Source organism: Streptococcus mitis, assembly GCF_000722695.1.
Classification (GTDB): domain Bacteria; phylum Bacillota; class Bacilli; order Lactobacillales; family Streptococcaceae; genus Streptococcus; species Streptococcus mitis_O.
Genome location: NZ_JPFU01000015.1, coordinates 178,079 through 199,413 on the forward strand (window position 1 = coordinate 178,079; position 21,335 = coordinate 199,413).

Sequence of the window (21,335 nt, forward strand, 5' to 3'; positions counted from 1 at the left end):
GCTCTTTCTTATGAGAGGTACTTGTTTAAGCTTTGAAAATCGGATTTATCATCTGATGTTTATCAAACAATCTACCAATTAAGCTTCTTCGTCATCTTTACGACGACCTGCAAGACCAAGACCAAGTAATGCACTTGCGGCTGCTGCTACCATAGCTACAGTAGAATCTGCTGTACCTGTATTTGGCAATTCTTTAGCTACTTTACGCGCATTTGCTTGTGCTGATGCTGCTTGAGTAGTAGCTGTATCTACAGCTGGTGTTTGAGCAGCTGGTGTTTGACTAGCTTGGTCGTTAGCTGGAGTTGCATGATCAGTTGATAGAGCAACTTTCGCCATGAAGTCTTCGATACGTTTCACCATTGCATCCACTTCTGCTTGACTTGCGTCTGCATTAGCAAATACTTTCTTAGCATCTGCTGATAATGCATTCGCTTCTTTTGCAGTTTCTGCATCAAACTTAAATTCATCTAATTGATGGATAGCACCTTCTAACTTCGCTTTATCCGCTTTCGCGTCAGTGTTAGTAGCTCCGTTATTGTCAGAAGTTCCGTTTCCGTTACCATTGTTATTGCCTCCACCATTTGATGGTACATATGGACGTTGTTTGAAGATATCTTTAGCTACGATTGTGTAAACTTTACCATCTTTAGTAATTACAGTTGCATTTCCTGCTTTGTCGAAGATAACTTCTAGCACATCAGCATTTGCTCCTTTAATCTTAGCTTTTGCAGCTTCTTTTTCTGCATCTGTTACGTTATTGAAGTCTGCTACTGTTTCTTTTTCGAAGTCAAGGTTGATGTTATCTCCGCTATTCTTAGCTGTTACATCACTTGCTGTTTTCACTAATTGGTCTTTTGCAATTGATACTGTATTTCCATCTAATGTGACTGTTGCGTTCCCTTTATCGTCTACTACTACAGTCGCTCCTGGATTTACTGCTTCAATTGCTTTCTTAACTGCTGCTTTTTCAGCATCTGTTAATTTTTCCTTATCAGCTACTAATGTGCGAATAGCAGGAGTTTTAACAGCTGTATTCTTAGCTGCATCTGCCAAATCATCTACTGGAATGACTAGGTCTAAAGCTGGAATGTTAAGAACTGTACCATCACCTTTAGCTACTGTTGCATTACCCTTATCGTCTACTACTACAGTTGAACCTGGGTTGACTGCTTTAACCTTATCTTCGATGGCTTTCTTCTCTTCTGAAGTTAGAGCATCTGGATTTGCGACTACAGTTTTAGATGCTGGTGTATTTACATCATTACCTGCATTTTCTTTAGTGATATCATCTTGTGTTTTCACTAAATCAGTTGCTGGAATGATCGCTGTCTTACCTTCCGGAGTTGTAACTGTTGCGTTACCTTTATCGTCCACTACTACAGTCGCTCCTGGATTTACTGCTTTAACCTTATCTTCGATAGCTTTCTTCTCAGCGTCTGTAAGTTTGTCTAGGTTAGCTACTACAGTTTTAGATGCTGGTGTATTCACATCGTTGCCTGCATTTGGTTTAGCTGCATCCGCTGCTGACTTAGTCAAATCTGTTGCTGGGATTACCGCTGTCTTACCTTCTGGCGTTGTGACTGTCGCATTACCTTTGTCGTCTACGACTACAGTTGAACCTGGGTTGACTGCTTTAATCTTATCTTCGATGGCTTTCTTCTCAGCGTCTGTAAGTTTGTCTGGGTTAGCTACTACAGTTTTGTCCGCTGGTTTAACGATGTCATTGCCTGCGTTTGGTTTAGTTGCATCCGCTGCTGACTTAGTCAAGTCTGTTGCTGGGATTACCGCTGTCTTACCTGCTGGGATTGTTACTGTGGCGTTACCTTTATCGTCTACGACTACAGTCGATCCTGGATTTACTGCTTTAACCTTATCTTCAATCGCTTTCTTCTCAGCGTCTGTAAGTTTGTCTGGGTTAGCTACTACAGTTTTGTCCGCTGGTTTAACGATGTCATTGCCTGCGTTTGGTTTAGCTGCATCTGATGTTGACTTAGTCAAGTCTGACGCTGGGATAACCGCTGTCTTACCTGCTAGGGTTGTTACTGTGGCGTTGCCTTTATCGTCTACGACTACAGTCGATCCTGGATTTACTGCTTTAACCTTATCTTCAATCGCTTTCTTCTCAGCGTCTGTAAGTTTGTCTGGGTTAGCTACTACTGTCTTATCCGCTGGTTTAACGATGTCATTGCCTGCATTTGGTTTAGCTGCATCCGCTGCTGACTTAGTCAAGTCTGTTGATGGAATTACCGCTGTCTTACCTGCTGGAGTTGTAACTGTCGCGTTGCCTTTATCGTCTACTACTACAGTTGAACCTGGGTTAACAGATTTAACCTTATCTTCGATGGCTTTCTTCTCTTCTGGAGTTAACGCATCTGGATTTGCTACTACTGTCTTATCCGCTGGTTTAACGATGTCATTGCCTGCATTTGGTTTAGCTGCATCCGCTGCTGACTTAGTCAAGTCTGTTGATGGAATTACCGCTGTCTTACCTGCTGGAGTTGTAACTGTCGCGTTGCCTTTATCGTCTACTACTACAGTTGAACCTGGGTTAACAGCTTTAACCTTATCTTCGATGGCTTTCTTCTCTTCTGGAGTTAACGCATCTGGATTTGCTACTACTGTCTTATCCGCTGGTTTAACGATGTCATCACCTGCATTTGGTTTGACTGCATCCGCTGCTGACTTAGTCAAGTCTGTTGATGGGATTACGGCTGTCTTACCTGCTGGAGTTGTGACTGTCGCATTTCCTTTATCGTCTACTACTACAGTCGCTCCTGGATTTACTGCTTTAACCTTATCCTCGATCGCTTTCTTCTCTTCTGGAGTTAACGCATCTGGATTTGCTACTACTGTCTTATCCGCTGGTTTAACGATGTCATCACCTGCATTTGGTTTAGCTGCATCCGCTGCTGACTTAGTCAAGTCTGTTGCTGGGATTACCGCGGTCTTACCTGCTGGAGTTGTAACTGTCGCATTTCCTTTATCGTCCACTACTACAGTTGAACCTGGGTTAACAGCTTTAACCTTATCTTCGATCGCTTTCTTCTCAGCATCTGTCAACTTGTCTGGGTTAGCTACTACAGTTTTGTCCGCTGGTTTAACGATGTCATTGCCTGCGTTTGGTTTAGCTGCATCTGCTGCTGACTTAGTCAAGTCTGACGCTGGGATAACCGCTGTCTTACCTTCTGGCGTTGTGACTGTCGCATTTCCTTTATCGTCTACGACTACAGTTGAACCTGGATTGACTGCTTTAACCTTATCTTCGATCGCTTTCTTCTCTTCTGGAGTTAACGCATCTGGATTTGCTACTACTGTCTTATCCGCTGGTTTAACGATGTCATTGCCTGCGTTTGGTTTAGCTGCGTCTGCTGCTAACTTAGTCAAGTCTGACGCTGGGATAACCGCTGTCTTACCTTCTGGCGTTGTGACTGTCGCATTTCCTTTATCATCCACTACTACAGTTGAACCTGGATTGACTGCTTTAACCTTATCTTCGATGGCTTTCTTCTCTTCTGGAGTTAATGCATCTGGATTTGCTACCACTGTCTTATCCGCTGGTTTAACGATGTCATTGCCTGCGTTTGGTTTCTTAGTATCTTCAACAGTACGTACTAATTCTTCTACAGGAATCACTTGTGTTTGACCATCTGGAGTTGAAACTTTAGCATTTCCTTTTTCATCTACTGTTACTACAGAGTTTGGATTTACAGCTTCAACTGCTGCTTTAATTTTCTCCTTCTCAGCATCTGTCAACTTAGCTGGATCATTTACGACTACTTTATCTGCTGGTTTAACTACGTCGTTTCCTGCTTTTGGATCATTTGCTGTATCAGCAGTTTTCACTACTTGCTCAGGAGTGATGATTTCCTGATGACCGTCTGGAGTTGTAACAGTAATATTTCCATCTGCATCTTGAGTAATTTCTTTAGCATCTGGATTTACTTTCTTAACAGCTTCTAAGACCTTAGCTTTTTCAGCATCTGTTAAAGCACTTGGATCATTTACAAGAACTTTATCAGCTGGAATATTTACTTCACCTACAGCTTTAATAGCCGCTTTATCTGACTCTTCAATTCCATTGACAGCTTCTGCTGTTTTAGCTGCATCTACAGATTTTTTAGCTTGTTCTGCAATCTTATCTACTTGAGCTTTAAGATCTTCTTTAGCTTTAGGAGTCAAGTCGTCACGAGCATCGATTGCTGCTTTTTTAGCTGTTGCTTCGTCATCAATTGCTTTACGAGCGTTTGGTTTATCTTCTACAACAGGTACAGATTTTTCGATTTCTTTCTTAGCTTCTTCTTGAAGTTGCTTAACTTCAGCATCTGTTCCAGCTTTATCGATTGCTTTCTTAGCTTCTTCAGCTAGAGTTTTAGCTGCATCTGCTGCAACTTTCTTCTCTTCATCTGTAGCATCTGGAGTGTTTTCGATCTCTTTTAATTGTTCAGCTAATTTATCATCGATTGCTTTCTTAGCTACTGGTTTCGTTACTGCTTCTGGATTCACAGCCGCAACTTCATCTACACCTGTTTTCTTAGCTGTATCTACTGCTTTTTGAGCTTCAGCTGCTTTTTCTGGTGTATCTGCGTTGTCTGGTTGTGCATTAATTGCATCTGTTGCTGATTTAGCCTTATCTTGAGCATCTTTCTTAGCCGCGTCTTTTTCTTCTTTCGTTAAATCAGTACGAGCATCGATTTCTGCTTCTTTCTTAGCTAATTCATCCGCTACTGCTTTCTTAGCTGCTTCTTTAGCTACTGGATTTACAGATTTAACATCCGCTACACCCTTATCTTTTGCATTATCAACCGCAGTTTGAGCTGCTGTTGCTGCTTCTGGTGTTTCTACATTGTCTGGTTGTGCGTTAATTGCATCTGTAGCTTCTTTCGCTTTGGCTTGAGCATCTTTCTTAGCTGCAGCTTTTTCTGCATCAGACAAGTCTGTACGCGCATCAATTTCTGCTTCTTTCTTAGCTAATTCGTCTGCCACTGCTTTCTTAGCTGCTTCTTTAGCTACTGGATTCACTTTCGCAATTTCATCTAATCCAGCTGTTTTCGCTGTATCTACTGCTGCATCTGTTGTTGCTGCATCAATTGCTTCTTTAGCTTTCTTAGCTTCTTCCGCTGCTTTATCTTTTGCTGCTTTTTTCTCTGCATCTGTCAAGTCTGTACGAGCATCAATAGCATTGTTTTTAGCTGTCAATGCATCGTCGATTGCTTTCTTAGCTTCCGTTTTCTTAACTGCTGCTGGATTTACAGCTGTAACATCAGCTACACCTGTTTTCTTAGCCGCATCCACTGCATCTTGTGCTGTTTTCGCTGCTTCTGGTGTATCCGCTGCATCTGGTTGTTTAGCAATTTCAGCTAGTTGTGCGTCAGCTTTATCTTTTGCTTCTTTCTTAGCTGCTGTTTTTTCTTCATCAGTTAAGTCTGTGCGCGCATCGATTTCTTTATTTTTAGCTGTTAATGCATCTGCAATTGCTGTTTTCGCTGCTTCTTTCGCTACTGGAGTTACGTTTTCAACTGCTGTAGTTCCATCTGTTTTAACTTTATCAACTTCTGCGTTTGTAGTTGCTTTATCAACTGCATCTTTAGCTGCTACTGCTTTTGCTTTTGCAATTTCTTTCGCTTTAGTTTTTTCTTCTGGAGTTAAATCCGTACGCGCATCAATTTCATTGTTTTTAGCTGTTAATGCATCGTCGATTGCTTTCTTAGCTGCTGGTTTCTTAGCCGCTACTGGATCTACAGCTTTAATATCTGCTACACCTTTATCTTTTGCTACATCTACTGCTGTTTGTGCTGCTGTAGCTTTGTCAGCTGAATCAGTAATAGATGGTTGTGCATCAATTGCATCTGTTGCTTCTTTAGCTTTATCTTGAGCTTCTTTCTTAGCTGCGTCTTTTTCTTCTTTCGTCAAATCAGTACGAGCGTCGATTTGCTCTTCTTTCTTAGTTAACTCATCTGCGACTGCTTTTTTAGCTGCTTCTTTTGCTACTGGATTTACAGATGTTACATCTGCTACACCTTTATCTTCAGCATCATTAACGATTTTTTGAGCTGCCGCTGCTGCGTCTGCAGTTTCTGCATTGTCAGGTTGAGCGTTGATTTTAGCTAATTCAGCATCTGCTAATTTTTGAGCTTCAGCTTTTGCTGCTGTTTTCTCAGCATCTGTTAAATCAGTACGTTTGTCGATTTCAGAATTTTTATCTGTTAATGCATTTGCAATTGCTTCTTTAGCATTTTCTTTTGCTACTGGGTTAACTTTACCAATCGCTGTAGTTCCAGCTGTTTTAGCTTGATCTACTGCATCGTTTGTTGTTGCAGTGTCAATAGCTTTAGTTGCTTCTGCTGCAGCCGTATTATTTTTCACGATAGCTGCATCTTTTTCTGCTTGTGTTAGATTTGTATCTGCTTTAATCGCATCTTCTTTAGCTTTACGAGCTGCTTCAACATCTGCTTTTGCTGCGTCTTTTTTCGCTACCACTGGATTATCTGCTGCGATTGCATCAGTTCCTGCATTTTGAGCTTTATCAAGAGCATCTTTTGTTGTAACTTCAGGTTTTGCAATTTCATCAAGAGTTTTAGCTTTATCTGCATTTACTTTCTTGATTGCTTCATCTTTTTCTTCTTGAGTTGCTTCTGGGTTATTGTTAATAGCCTCAATTTGCTTCTCAGCTGCTTTATTAACCTCGTCGATAGCTGGTTGTTTATCTAAGGTTACAAACTCTGATAATGGTCTTGTATCTTTTGAACCATCTGTATAGGTTACTACAAGATTTCCTCTGTCATCTTTTGTGACTGATTGAATCTTACCATTTTTATCAACTGCAGTATCTTTTGCGATATTCGCGTCGTCGTTATCCTGCTTGTACTCAAGTTGCAGTTTTTCTTTGACTTTAGCTAAATCAGCTTCTGTTACGTTTGCTGGATCTGTTACAACAACTTTTTCAGTTGGTGTCTTGATATCGTACTTATCTGTTTGAGATTTAACGATGAATTCAACATACCCAGGTTTTCTTCGACGAAGTTCATAGTTCTCAACACTATAGGATTCATTTGCTGGCATAGATTTAACACCGTCATTATCTTTAGCCTCGATAAAACTTGTCCACTTTTGCCCAGCTTTCAGATTTGTTACTCCAACCATCTTAATAGTAGCTGTTTTCTTATCATCAGATACAGTTCCTTCCCCAGATGCTACAGCACTGTCAGTTACCTTTCCTATGGTAAAACCATAACCACTAGCGTTATCACTTTCATCTAAACCTTTATTTCGTAGATATAAATTTTTAACTGTTATATCGTCTTTACCTGTGAATGTTAAATCAGTATTCTCACCAGTGTAAACGTAGATTTGACGTTTGTCAGCGTTTGAATATGGAAGTTCAACTGTTGGAGCTAGGTTTGTACGTGCGAAGTCAGTTAATGGTTTTTTATCAATAGAACCGTCTTTATAGGTTACTACAACATTGTTTCCGTCTTTAGTGATAGAAGCAATACGATCTGATTGATTCTCTACATCTGTTCCTCTTATAGCTGTCGGTATATTTTTATCTGGATTTTTCTCTTCTGAAGCATATGCAATTTTAACTTTTTCTTTAATTTTGGCAAACTCGGTATCAGTAACGTTGTTAGCATCTGATACAGCCACTTTATCCGCACCTTCTAGAGATTTAATATCATATTTTGCTGTTTGAGCTTTTAATTTAATAGTAAACGCACCTGGATCTGTAGCATAAGTATTTCCTTTAGCTGTATTGTCAATAAATGCCCCATCTGTATCAGTTGCTGTTGCATAACGAGTTACAATTGTAAGTTCTTGATTTGGTTCTTTAGGGAAGGCACTCGCTGCAATTCCAGAGTTATCTTTTGAAATATTACCTTTAATTTTTACAATAGCTGGATTTTCTGCTGTTGCTACCGTTTCAGTAGAAATTTTTTCAACGGTTGTATTGTACTGATTATCTAAAACATCAGGATTTGATGCATCTTTAACTGGTGAATCCTGATTTCCACCACGTTTTACTGTAGCTGATGCCACTTTTCCAGTGTCATCTTTAAATTTAATAGGAATTTCAAAATCCTCATTAGCATATACAAAAACGTCTTTTTTACCATCTAATGAGAATGGAATTTCTACAGTTGGTTTCTCATTTGTACGAGCTACACTTGCAACTGGAGTAGTATCTACTGAACCATCTTTATAGGTAACAGTAACTGTTCCATTTTCGACAGTGATTCCGTTTTCTGCTACTACTGAAGATTTGTTTGCTAAAACTTCTCCTTTTTTAGACGCTAATCGAGCATCTTCTGTAGTTGCAGTATCAGAATATTGAATTTTAATTTCGTTTTTGATTTTGGCAATATCTGCTTCAGTTAAGCTATCAACATTTGAAACAGCAATCTTATCAGCATTTGATTCTGGCAGCTTGATGTCATATTTGTATGTTTGAGATTTAACAACTAAGTTGAAATAACCAGGAGCTGATGGCTTGCTACCTCCAGACAGTTTAGCCCCAGTAGAATCTGCAAGTTGTAAATATCTTGCCCCTAATACTGCTCGTTGATCTTCAGTTTTCGTGTAAGATGTAAGTCCTTTAAACGTGTCGTTTGGTTTACCAGTGATTTTAATTGTTACTGGGCCTTGAGTTTCAGTTAGTGTTTGATGATAACTCCAACCATAACCATCTATTTCAACTTCTTCTTCTGGAGGCATAGATCCGCCTTTACCTTTCGCATAAGCTATCGCTTGATCACTTTTCGATTTTAGTAAGAACTGACCACTTCCAGCTTTAACTGTTGCTTTAGTAATATTTCCAGCTGTTGAGCTAACTGTAATATTGACATCTGCGTCTTCTTCGTTATAAAGGTAAATTTCTTTTCCAGTAGAGTACTCCATAGAATAAGTAAAGTTACCTTGAGTTTCAGTTGTTTCCGCACGGAAAGCATTGTTTTTGTCTAATGCTTTTCCATTACGTGTATCGTTAGAACCTGTGTTTTCGATTGAGTTAGTGTCTGATTTTTTCTCAGTGTTTGCTGCTTTTTTACCTACAGTTTCTTTTCCGTTAGTAGTGTCTACTGCTGGAGTTTCTTTTTTCTCTACAGGTTTGTTTCTTAATCCAGCGTTAGCTGTATTTACAAGTTTGTTGTAAGCTTTTGTAATTTGGTCTTGAGTTGTTGCGTTCACTAATGCAACTTTTGCAGCTTCTAAATCAGCTTTTAATACCGCAACAGATTCATCTGTTTTATTAGCATAAGAACCGTTAGCAAGTTTTGTTTCAATTTCTGAAATGTAGCTTTCAAGTTGAGTTTTGTTCAAAGCTGGAGCTACTTCTGTCGCAGGCTTAGACTCGTCTTGTTCAAGTTGTGTGTCAGTCTTTCCAGTAACCTGTGTTCCCTGAACTTCAGCCGCTTGAACTGATACAGCTCCATTACCTAAGAACATGAAAAGAGCAGCGACTGCTACACTAGCCGCTCCAAAGCTATATTTACGAATCGAATAACGCGTGACCTTTTCACGACGTAGACGCTCAGCGCGACTCATAGACGATTTATTTTCCATTAATTTGGATCTCCTTTTAAGTGTACATTTTGGATTTTCACACAAAACTAGCCGTTTCACAAAAACAACTACTTTTTACTTAATATGAAAATCTGTATTTAAGATTCTACCTCATTTTAAATATATATGCAAATAATTTGACCGTAATTTTCTGCAAAAAAAAAGCGTTTTGGGAAAGTAGGGCATTTTCAGAAAATTTTCGATTGAATTTTTTCTACTTTTTTTAAATAAATATATATGATGTTATCCAATCAATCTTATATAAAAATTTAGGCTAGTTCGGAAAAACAGCGGATATATTTTTTAATTTTAGTAAAATAAATAGGTTTGAAGTATGAAAATAGTGTATTTGTATCTCTATACACTAAAATCATTCGTACAAAATATAAAATCTATTCCAAACAAAAACATGCTATCTAGTTCGATAACATGCCTGTTTCTCTTTTTATAGCAACTCCTCAAACTCAGCGACAGTCATGCCCAATTGCTCACTCGCAACCTCAGAAGTCAGAAGACCTTGGTGGACTAGATTTAGTAGCATAGACAAACTTCCTTCAACTTTCCCACGCTCCAGTCCCTGTTCAAGACCCTCTGCACGGCCACGTTCTAATCCTCTTTCTTCAGCTGTTTCCAAGGCATAGTCCTGTGCTAACAAGGCTTGTTCTTCTCGCCTGCGTTGTTCACTAAACATTTTCCTGTCCTCCTCGGACCAGCTCTTGTAGTCTAGCAGTTGATCTGCCTGGCTGATGGCTCGTTCTGGTTGCTGGGTAAAGGGCTTGTTCCCAAAAAACTCCAACCATGGCTTACGAACCTCGTCTTTGCTGGTTTCTCTGTATTTGTTAAGTTCTTATTTGTGATGCTCTTTCAATAGTTCTTCAAACTCAGAGACAGTCATACCTAACTGCTGGCTGGCAACCTCGGAAGTCAAAAGACCTTGGCGAACCATATCTAGGAAAGTAAAGACTCTTCCTTCAACTTTCCCACGCTCCAGTCCCTGTTCAAGACCCTCTGCACGGCCACGTTCTAATCCTCTTTCTTCAGCTTGTTCCAAGGCATAGTCCTGCGCTAACAAGGCTTGTTCTTCACGCCTGCGCTGTTCACTAAACATTTTCCTGTCCTCCTCGGACCAGCTCTTATAGTCTAGCAGTTGGTCTGCCTGGCTGATGGCTCGTTCAGGTTGCTGGGTAAAGGGCTTGTTCCCAAAAAACTCCAACCATGGCTTGCGAATACTATCCTTGCTGGTTTCTCTGTATTTTTTTAGTTCCAAGAACGCCATCTTGACCAGATGGTTTTCCTGACCGTTGTTTGTGATTGTTAAAACTTCACCTGTCGTATCCTCTCGCATACTAAAACTGTGAAAGGCTAAGTCATCTTGAAAATAATTACTGTCCACGATAGCGATAGCATATACTGGTGCGATGTGTTTATAACTCTGATGAGTATCACCTTCACGTTGGCGAATTTTTTCAAGATTCTGATTGACCTGACTGCACAGGTAAGCCCACAAACGATTAATGAAAAAATTCTGATGATGTACTTGTATTTCGATAATAACTTGCGTTCCATTATCCAACTCCGCCAATACATCTATACTGGTATAGAAATCTTGGGCTGAATAAGGCATGGAAGGTAATACATGAATATTGCTTCCCTCCAAAATCGTTACATTTTTTGCTGGTAAATCCAACATATCGCGAATAAATTGACAAGTGATTTCGGGATTGCTAAAAATCTTCTTAGCAACCAAGTCATTGGTTGGGCTGATGCCCGGATGACGTACAGTCATATTTCTTCTCCTTTCATTATACCATAGTTTTAAATCTAGATTTACTAGATTCGATGGTTCTATCTATTTATTCGAAAAGGAAATGGATTGTGAAGATGTTTTATCTCGTTTCAACTAAAATATAATCTTGAGCAATCAGCTATCCATCAACTGTCAGATTCAGGAAAAAATACAGGGTTGGTATGCACAAATCTTTTTTGCTTTCCCCAGCTTGAAATTGAAAGACTAATATTCAAAGAGAAAACTAGGAAGCTAGCCACAGGATGTACTTGAGTAGGGTAAGACGACGCTGACGTCGTTTGAAGAGATTTTCGAAGAGTATAAGCTCATCCTGATGAATAACACCATATCCACCTATAGCCAGTTAAGCTCAAATCTTCGTTTCTAAAGAAGTACTAGTATATTGAACTACACCATCTTATTAACAACTTTATCCACAGATGTGGATAAAGTTGTTAATAACTAAAAATCATTTCCTACATCCACAAAAGTTTTTATTACAATATGAAATGTCTTAACTTTTCTGACGAACTACTACTATTCTCTACCAAAACCCATCCCCTCCTAGCTAACAATTAACATTCAAAGTTTCTCCGTGTCAACAAATGAAACCGTATTGTTTACAAAAATTATCTTAGTTCCACCCTTGATATTTGCTACATAGAATAGACTATCAATTCAAAAGAAGGACATATAAACTCCAAATAGCAATAATTAATCATATCTATCCCCACGCTTGTCCACAATCTGTGGATAACTTCTGTGAATTATCCAATTTTTAAGAACTCTTTTACTCTCAGTTGGCTACTATTTCTAAGGTTAATGAGATTTTCCCACTCTTATAAATCTGTGGAAAAGTTTGAAAATAACTCCATCTTCAAGCAAACTGTTATTTTCAAGAAACAAGGTCAAGTCTTACAAGAGTGCAAAAAAACACCCCTCTGAATGTTCATTCCAGAGAGATGTTCCTTTTGCCTTAGCTATTGTAAATCGATTGTCTAAAGTCATCTGAATCTTTGAGATAAGCTTTATAAATCGCTTTTTTCAGTTTTTGGACTGGGGTTTCGATAAAGGTATAGGTGCGAGCAGTTGTTTTGCCTGTCTTAATCTGTTTCAACTCCTCTTGGACAGCTTTCTGCATCAATTCACTTAACTTCTGACTTGTCAGACTTACTTCCTGACCTTCATATTGGATTGTCAAAGGTTTCAATTGATTGAGCCTATCCACTCTTTCCTTGATTTGTGCTTTTTTGAACTCAGCATAACTCTTACCATTCAAAACTTTATTGAAAATGTAAGTATCAGACAAAGGCTTGTTTTCAGCCTCTGCTGCTTCTTTAAACTGATTTGACACATAAGGAACAAATCCTTCATAGTAGCCCAAAGCAGCCATCAATTCAAAGGCTTGTTTTCTAAAGGTGATATCCCCACTCATACCAGAGTCATTTTGACTAACACCATAAATGGTATCAAACATATCAACGGTATAATAACCATTTGCTGCAATTTTACCTTTATCCGTAAACCCAGCAATGATATAACGATTGACCAGGATATGATTGTCAATCAAACTATCAATATCTGTCAATTTTTTGGCATCTTCTAAGGTCAGTTCTTGAATCTCCTCACTCTTATGAGTCGGTTTAACCGCTGTATTACGGTAATCTACCCAAGTTCTAGAACCTGTTGAAGTAATCGGCATTATTTTTTTGAAATAACTCATCTTATCTTCTGCAGATAAGCCTTTACTTGCCTCTGCTTCTAGGTAATCTAGAGTATAAAGGACATCAAAACTTCCCTTCATGTAAGATTGCAAATCTTCTACCGTTTTAAATCGATCAGGTGTTTTATTGTAAAATCCATTCTTATCACTCTCATCATATACAAAGTTGAGATTGAAATAAGTATCCTTTTCTGGATTATAGGAGTTTTCAAAAATACCACGCGCATAAAACTCTGCTCCTGTACCATCTCGACGACCGTGATTATTAAACAAGACCGTTCTATCTAGTAAGTGCGTCATTTCATGAGAATAAGTCGCTGAACCTCTATCATCCAAAACCCTATCTATAAAGTAACGGACACCTAATCCATTGGCCTCAGCTCCCACCTTACTTACTGGAGAATAGTAATTCATAGGAGTCATAAATTGATCGACTCCCTTATCAGCTCCACTACCAGTAGCTGGTGACCAAGTGCTATCAATCTGGGCATTCTGATTGCTTGTATATTTCTTCATCGTATCAATAATCAAGCGATTTGTCAGCAACTTATCACGATTTTCTGGTTTTGTTATACGATAAAGAGTATCAACATAGTTGGCTTGTTGTACAGCCGCTTTTTCAATTAAAGACTTGACTCTAGCAAGCTCAGCCTGATACTTAGTTGGATTAGACTGGGCAAGAGAAGTATCTATATAGGAACCAATATTACCGTAAGTAATCGTCGCCATATTACTAATCACGTAAACATGTGGTTCTTTCACATTCAAAAGTCCCAAAATAGCAGCTATATTAGCCTCTTGTTTACGAGGATCCTTTTCCCCAGCTGTCAACTTGCTATATAGCCCGACATACGCTGAAGAATTTTCCTTAGATGGTTTTTCAACAATCATAGCTTGGCTCGATTTTTTAAGCCAGGTATCCGCATCATCTGACGTAAAGAGTTGGCGATTGCTGTCTAAAAATTCCTTCAAGCTAGCCTTACCTGTAATAGTAGATAAGTATTTTGTAAATGTTTGAGGACTATTGGTCAACTTCATCTCTTCATAAGACATGGATCCTAATTTCTTCAAACTATCCAAGGCTGTCATTGTCTTATTGCCAAATGAACTTGGATTAAAGGCCAGAATATCACGAATATTCGTGTCCCCAAATTGAATATTATAAAAACGATTGATATAAGACAGTCCCAACAAAATCTGCTCTTTGTATTGCTCCAGCTCTTGTTTGACCTTACTGCGATTTTCAGGGGTATCTCCTATAATTCCCAATGTATGCGAGGCAATCTTTTTGAAACTTGACTCAGCTTGCATCTTCGTCTGATCAAAGCTTTCTTGAATTGATAGTTTTTGAAGATACTCTGTGCGCAACATATCTTTGACCTCTTGGTCAGTGATATTTGGGTGTGTTTTTCTGAGCAAGATTTTACGCATGGTAATATCTCGAGGATCATAGGTAGGCTCTAACTGTGCTTTTAGTTTACTGTCATGTAATAAATCTACTGTTCTCGCGCTTGTGGTCAGAGCAGACACATCCACAGCATCTTCTCTCTCATTATTAGCTGGAAGCAAGTGTGGTTTATCCTCCTGACTACCAACTAAAACAACTCTCGGTTTCATTGGTTTTGTTATTTGAATCGCTTCTTGAGGATTAACCAATTCACCAGTTTGTTCATTGATAGCGTAGGTTCTGGTAAGTGTATTCTCACCAACTTCTCCTTCAGATGCTACCTTTTCTATATTTTTAGCAAGAGAAGGATCCTCTCTTCGCTCCTCAGTAACCACAATCGGTTGAATTACTTTTTCCACATTACCAACTTGAATCACTTTATCGACTGCTGGATTTACTTGTCTAGTAGTGTCAGATACCGTCACCTGACCTGTTACCTTGTCTAGTTGATAAGTCGTCCTAGTTTCCACCGAACCATCACTCCCTGCAACCGCTACTTCCTCTTTTCTGAACTCCAAAGCAGGATTCACCTGGTAAATCGTTTTATGAGATAGGATAGTAGTTTCAACACTCGGTTTAGTTCCAACTTCTACAACTTGATCAACTTTGTTAGCTACTATTTTGACAGTTTTATTCTCAGAAATATTTCCACTTGCTTGATCTTTAGTATAGGTAGTAGTAACTTGTTCTTGTCCTTCAACACCCGAAATTTTCACTCTTGTAACGCCGTGGTCTAGTGCCTCATTCTTTTCATAAATGGTTTCATAAGGAACAGCTTTGGTCTCTACTTTGGTCTGAGGAAGTTGAGTGTCTTCTTTATACTCTGGAAGAGCCTCCTGTATCTCAGGCTCATCGGAAACGCCACCTTCATAAGATGGAAGAGCTGGTTCTACTAAGGACTCACCAGAAACGCCGCCTTCATAAGATGGAAGAGACGGTTCCACCAAGGATTCGCCAGAAACGCCACCTTCATAAGATGGAAGAGACGGTTCCACCAAGGATTCGCCAGAAACGCCACCTTCATAAGATGAAAGTGTTGGTTCTACTAAGGACTCACCGGAAACACCGCCTTCATAAGATGGAAGAGACGGTTCCACCAAGGATTCGCCAGAAACGCCACCTTCATAAGATGAAAGTGTTGGTTCTACTAAGGACTCACCGGAAACACCGCCTCCATAAGATGGGAGAGTTGCTTCTACCAAGGATTCACCGGAAACACCGCCCTCATAAGAGGGGAGAGACGGCTCTACCAAGGACTCGCTAGAGATACCACCTTCATAAGATGGAAGAGCTGGTTGGACTTCCGGGGCTAGGCTTATGCCATTTTCTTGAGGTTCCTTCTCTTTTGTCCCGACCAGAATCACCTGAGTAACTGGTTCATGAAGCACTTCTCTTCCCACTTCATTTCGCGTTACAACACCATCGATAACCCTTACTTCTGTTAAGATTCGTTCTTGTCCCTTGGCACCTTCTATAGAAATTCTTTTTTCTCCCTTAGTCAGAGTTGGGTCAGACTGCAATTGAGTTTCAAATTCTATCTCCCCTACCCTAACTTCCAGTTCTGGCTTGTCTTCAATAACAGTTTTCATTCCTTCATCCGGTACTTTTTTAGACTCAATACTCATACTTTTTTCAGGAGTTGGATTTAAAACAGGCTCAACTGCATAAGATGGTTGAGGAGATTGCACAAGATCTTTAGTCGAGCTAAAATGAGATGTAGTCTGTGGTACAATCTTCTTAGATTGAGGTTCTGAACTTTCCTCCTTTTGAGATAATACTGGCGACTCTACCTTATCAACAGAAAGTTCCTTGCTAGCACTATCTCTTACCAAATAATATCCCGTAAATTCATATTCTTGGACTGTTTCAGGACTTGGTAAAAACTGACCTTCTACTCTCTTAACAAGGGTTGGTTGCAATTCTACCAGATTTTCTAAAGCAGAGATGGATGCTCCCCAACCACCAACAGCAAAGACGGTCACAAGGAAGTAAGACGCTCCCTTTTTTCTCTTGATTAAAGTGAAGGAAAGCAATAATAATCCTGCTCCCAAGATAAACATCCCATCATTAGAAAACAGACCTGTTTCTGGTAATCTTGTAGCCAATTTTCGATAGACAAAGTAATATTCTTTTCCCTCTTTTACCTCAATTTTATTTTCTTCAAACCATTGCAACTCAGATTTCAGCTTTTCAGGTAAATCCTGCTCATCCAAATAATGACTTGAAATTAGTGTTGAACTCGTTTCTGTAGCCTGTACAGGTTGAGCCCCCATACCAACAAAAAATAAACTCGTTCCTAGCAAGACCGAACAAGCTCCTATTGTATATTTCCTCAAAGAAAAACGCTGCTTTCTCTCAAATTGAAATTCTTTCATCCCATATCCTATCATTCATTATTACTGTATATTTAGTATATCAGAAATAGTTTGTATTCACAAATCTTTCTAGTTATTCCCTTATCATTCAAAATTAAGGGAAACAACATACAATAATTTTAGTTAAATGTATATCAATGTTCTTTGCTTTTCTTAACAAATGCAATGCAAAAAGAGCCTGTTGCCAAGCTCTTTAGTCTATTATTTCTTCTCAGCGCGGAGGGCTGACAAGATTTGTGTACGGATATCATCCACACCATTTGGCGTATTTGGTAAAAAGATCGTTTGATTTCCTTTAGAGGCAAAGGTATTCAAAGTATCCAAATACTGGTTGGTCAAGAGGATAGACATGATTTGTTCTTCTGTCATGCCAACATTGGCTTCCTTGAGTTCTGTGATAGACTCTGCCAATCCATCCACAATCGCCTTACGTTGTTGGGCAATCCCCACACCATGGAGGCGGTCTTTTTCTGCTTCGGCTTCAGCCGCAGTGACGATTTTAATCTTATCGGCTTCCGCCAATTCTTGCGCTGCGACCCGCTTACGTTGCGCCGCATTGATTTCATTCATGGATTGCTTGACTTCTGCATCTGGTTCGACCTTAGTAATCAAGGTTTTCACGATAATATAACCGTAAGTTGTCATTTCTTCCGCTACTTGATGTTGAACTTCAAGGGCAATCTCATCTTTTTTCTCAAACAATTCATCCAAGGTTAATTTTGGAACAGAAGAGCGAAGGGCGTCTTCGATATAAGATTTAATCTGAGACTCTGGACGCATGAGTTTATAGTAGGCATCTGTCACGCTCTGCTCGTTGACACGATACTGAGTCGCCACATTCATCATAACGAACACATTATCCTTGGTCTTAGTCTCAACCACAATATCGCTTTGCAGCAAGCGCAACTGGATTCGTGCTGCAATCGAATCAATCCCAAAAGGCAAGCGAATATGAATACCGCTATTGGCAACCTTTTGGTATTTCCCAAAGCGTTCAATAATCGCCACCGACTGCTGACGAACCACATAAACTGTACTCAGTGTGACTATCACCAATAGGAGCACACAAACCACCACAAAAATCATCAAAAATGTTGTTATCATCGCGACGACCTCCATCATTATTTTTTCCTGTATTATAGCACATTTAAAGAAGGTTGTGCAGTTTTTACTGCGATTTTTCCTGAAATGTCAATAATTAGAGGTAAAACTACATTTCAAGTTAATAATCGCTTTTTTCATTACATTATCTTCATCCATATTCAGGGAATAGCTTGCCTTAACTTTTCCCTCGTGATATACTATTTATTGAAATGAATGAATGAATAGGAGATATTTCATGAAAACAGCAAAAACTACTGTTACAATCCTTTCTGCACTTGCTTCTGTCGTCTTATTGGCTAGTTGTGCAACAAAGTCTACAGAAACACAGACAAGCAATAATAGCTCATCTGATAATCAGATTACATTGACATATGACCAACTACGGTCAAGAGAAAACACTATGTCAACCCTTTGGTATCAAAAATCAGCTGAAACTAAAGCTTTATACATACAGGGTTATAACGTTGCAACAAATCACCTAAAGGAATTGCTCAAAACAGAATCAGATAAACCTTACTCTATCGTTTTAGACTTGGATGAAACTGTCCTAGATAATAGCCCTTATCAAGTACAAAATGTCAAAGATGGTACAGCATTCACACCCGAAAATTGGGATGTTTGGGTTCAAAAAGCTTCAGCAAAAGCTGTCCCAGGTGCCAAGGATTTTCTTCAGTTTGCTGATCAAAACGGTGTCCAAATCTACTATATTTCTGACCGCTCAGCTAATCAAGTAGATGCTACCATTAAAAATCTTGAAAGTGAAGGAATTCCTGTTCAAGGACGTGATCATCTCATGTTCTTAGAAAGTGGTGTAAAATCCAAAGAAGGTCGTCGCCAAAAAGTTCAAGAAAAAACAAATCTTATCTTATTGTTTGGTGATAACCTCGTAGACTTTGCAGATTTTTCTAAGACTTCTGAATCTGACCGTGATAAACAACTTGAAGAATTGCAAAAAGAATTCGGTGAAAAATTCATCATCTTCCCAAATCCAATGTACGGATCATGGGAATCAGCTGTATACGCTGGTAACAAACTAGATGCTAAAGGTCAAGTAGAAGAACGCCAAAAAGCCTTACAAGGTTTTGACAAATAAAACAAATAAGCTAATTCTATATAAAATTAGGCTAACTTACAATCTTAAAAAAGTGGATAGGAAGGAATTCTGATAATCAGAAAACTTTCCTATCCACTTTTATGATTGATATAACATCAAGATTTTATACATCTGATACTATACGTTTTCTGATTTTAAAGACTTTTTGCCTATCCCTGATATTTCAAGAATTAAATGATGTTGATGATTTAAATTTAGTGTGATATACTATTTTTTGTCATCGGTTACCGATTACGTTCCTTACGGTTCGTGAGAGGAGGTGAAACTAATGAACCTTGCCCCAGAGCTCGTTCTTACTATTGTAGCGGACGTCATAGCAGGAATTATCTTGTATTTCGTCTGCAAATGGCTAGATGGTAAGAAGTAGACCGAATGACTAGCCTACCAACACCCGTTAAATCGTTAAGATACATCAAAAAATCCCTTAACTACTGCAATAGTTAAGGGATTTGGTGTTCTAATGAACCTTACCCATTAAATTTATTCTAACACACAAGCGCTAAGATTTCAAGAGTTTTATTTATTGTTTAAAGTTCTGAAAGGTCTATAATGAGAAGTTATACTCAATGAAAATCAAAGAGCAAACTAAGAAACTAGCCGCAGGCTGTACTTGAGTACGGCAAGGCGACGTTGACGTGGTTTGAAGAGATTTTCGAAGAGTATTAGACATCTAGTACCCAAAAACCGACTAGCTCTTATGAACTAGTCGATTTCTCATCAATGCGCCAACATTTCTTGGGCGATTTCTTGGCCAGATAGGTTATCTGGGTAATAGGTTGGCCAGTTATCCATTTCTTCAAAGAGGGCTTCTTGGCTTGTGCCTCCAAAGAAGATATGGAAATGTTCTGCCTTAACTGGGGCGATATTGTGGTCACTAAACTGAACATACTTGAATTGTCCAGCGTCAGCATCTGTGGCTTCAAAAAGGAAGCGCACGCCACGATTGCCTTTCTTATAAGTCAAGATTTTCTTGCCAACATACTTGTAGGTGAATTTCTTACTTTGGCCACCTTGAACAAATTCCATAGTGTTATCAGTGATATTAATCTTAGTGACATCTGTCTGATAGCCTTTTGTATAGTAGGCCTTGTACTCAGCCTGGGTCATCTTACCAGTCAACTTAGCCTTGTAGTTAAAGACCTGATCAAACGTTCCATCTTCAAGGAAAGGATAAACGGATTGCCAGTTACCTACATAGTCACTCAAGGTGCGGTCCTTGACAGCTGCATCCTCAAAGTAACCATTTTGAACTGTCTTCGTATCCTCTGCTTTTTCAGGCTCGATTGCTGGGCCTTCTTGGTCTGTTGTTTGTTTCAAAGCCTTGAGGTTTTTCTCCATGATAGAGATATAATTTTCTCCCGCCTTGGTGTCCTCTTCTGTCAGACTTTCTAAAGGATTGAGGACATCAGTTTTGACACCTGCCTCTTTTGAAAGTGTATTAGCAAGGGCTTGTGAAGCATTTTCTTCAAAGTAGATATAGGCAATTTTATTTTTCTTGACATACTCTGTCAATTCTGCCAAGCGAGCTGCTGATGGCTCTGCATCTGGAGAAAGTCCTGAGATAGCGACTTGTTTGAGTCCATAGTCTAAAGCGAGATAGTTAAAGGCTGCGTGTTGCGTTACAAAGCTCTTTTGTTTGGCTTGAGACAAGCCTTCTGCATAAGCCTTATCCAAGGCTTGCAATTTTTCGATATAGGCAGCAGCATTCTTCTCAAAGGTCTCTTTTTTATCAGGATAATCTGCCGACAAGCTGTCACGGATGTGCTCTACTAGTTTAATGGCACGAACTGGTGATAACCAAACATGGGGATCGAACTCATGGTGATGGCCTTCTTCGCCATGGTCATGTTCCCCCTCTTCTTCCTCACCACCTGGCAAGAGCAACATATCACCTGTCGCCTTGATGGTTTTCACCTTTTTCTTATCCAAAGTATCTAGCAATTTAGGGATCCATGTTTCCATGTTTTCATTTTCATAAACGAAGGTATCTGCGTCTTGGATTTTGGCAACTGCCTTGGCAGAAGGTTCATATTCATGGGGTTCTGTACCAGCACCGATTAGGAGTTCTACATTAGCAGTATCTCCTGCAACTTGCTTGGTAAATTCATAGACAGGGTAAAAGGTTGTCACGATATTGATTTTGCCATCTGCCTGCTTTTGATTGGAACAAGCCACTAAAAACAAGGCACATAGACTGGCGAGCAATAATCTAATTTTTTTCACCTTAGTCT

6 protein-coding genes and 2 pseudogenes are annotated in these 21,335 nt (G+C 39.3%); 1 reads left to right on the forward strand and 7 read right to left on the reverse strand.

Going from position 1 to position 21,335, the window contains the following annotated elements:
- Positions 1 to 78 precede the first annotated feature (78 nt).
- The 6 genes and pseudogenes from SK629_RS10400 to SK629_RS10420 all read right to left on the reverse strand — a co-directional run bounded on the left by SK629_RS10400 (position 79) and on the right by SK629_RS10420 (position 17,972).
- Entirely contained in the window at positions 79 to 9,555 is a 9,477-nt protein-coding gene (locus tag SK629_RS10400) for a YSIRK signal domain/LPXTG anchor domain surface protein (RefSeq protein ID WP_042901811.1), read from the reverse strand.
- Positions 9,556 to 10,000: 445 nt separating this feature from the next.
- Positions 10,001 to 10,402, reverse strand: a pseudogene (locus SK629_RS12760) (hypothetical protein); the annotation flags it as partial.
- Entirely contained in the window at positions 10,403 to 11,341 is a 939-nt protein-coding gene (locus tag SK629_RS10410) for an Rpn family recombination-promoting nuclease/putative transposase (protein WP_042901813.1), read from the reverse strand. It lies immediately after the preceding pseudogene.
- Positions 11,342 to 11,480: 139 nt separating this feature from the next.
- Positions 11,481 to 11,573 (reverse strand): annotated as a pseudogene (locus tag SK629_RS11860) (alpha-L-fucosidase); the annotation flags it as partial.
- 744 nt (positions 11,574 to 12,317) lie between these two features.
- The gene (locus tag SK629_RS11040; protein WP_050492382.1) at positions 12,318 to 16,886 is read right to left on the reverse strand and encodes a ZmpA/ZmpB/ZmpC family metallo-endopeptidase; all 4,569 of its coding nucleotides are present in this window, start codon (positions 16,884 to 16,886) and stop codon (positions 12,318 to 12,320) included.
- A 201-nt stretch (positions 16,887 to 17,087) separates the two neighbouring features.
- Positions 17,088 to 17,972 (reverse strand): SPFH domain-containing protein, encoded by an 885-nt coding sequence (locus SK629_RS10420; protein ID WP_004235732.1) that lies wholly within the window; start codon positions 17,970 to 17,972, stop codon positions 17,088 to 17,090.
- Positions 17,973 to 18,225: 253 nt separating this feature from the next.
- Here SK629_RS10420 and SK629_RS10425 point away from each other — a divergent pair, with 253 nt between their 5' ends.
- Complete coding sequence (locus SK629_RS10425) at positions 18,226 to 19,083, forward strand: 5'-nucleotidase, lipoprotein e(P4) family (protein WP_042901814.1); 858 nt, start codon at positions 18,226 to 18,228, stop codon at positions 19,081 to 19,083.
- A 738-nt stretch (positions 19,084 to 19,821) separates the two neighbouring features.
- Here the strand turns inward: SK629_RS10425 and adcA are convergent.
- Positions 19,822 to 21,327: a zinc ABC transporter substrate-binding lipoprotein AdcA gene (gene adcA, locus SK629_RS10430; protein WP_042901815.1), complete on the reverse strand. Its 1,506-nt coding sequence runs from the start codon at positions 21,325 to 21,327 to the stop codon at positions 19,822 to 19,824.
- Between the last annotated feature and the right edge of the window lie 8 nt (positions 21,328 to 21,335).

What these genes read in the sequence shown, in the direction of transcription:
- SK629_RS10425 (WP_042901814.1), top strand. Translation starts at nt 18,226, where the DNA reads ATGAAAACAGCAAAAACTACTGTTACAATCCTTTCTGCACTTGCTTCT.
- SK629_RS10410 (WP_042901813.1), bottom strand. Translation starts at nt 11,341, where the DNA reads ATGACTGTACGTCATCCGGGCATCAGCCCAACCAATGACTTGGTTGCT.
- SK629_RS11040 (WP_050492382.1), bottom strand. Translation starts at nt 16,886, where the DNA reads ATGAAAGAATTTCAATTTGAGAGAAAGCAGCGTTTTTCTTTGAGGAAA.
- SK629_RS10400 (WP_042901811.1), bottom strand. Translation starts at nt 9,555, where the DNA reads ATGGAAAATAAATCGTCTATGAGTCGCGCTGAGCGTCTACGTCGTGAA.
- SK629_RS10420 (WP_004235732.1), bottom strand. Translation starts at nt 17,972, where the DNA reads ATGATTTTTGTGGTGGTTTGTGTGCTCCTATTGGTGATAGTCACACTG.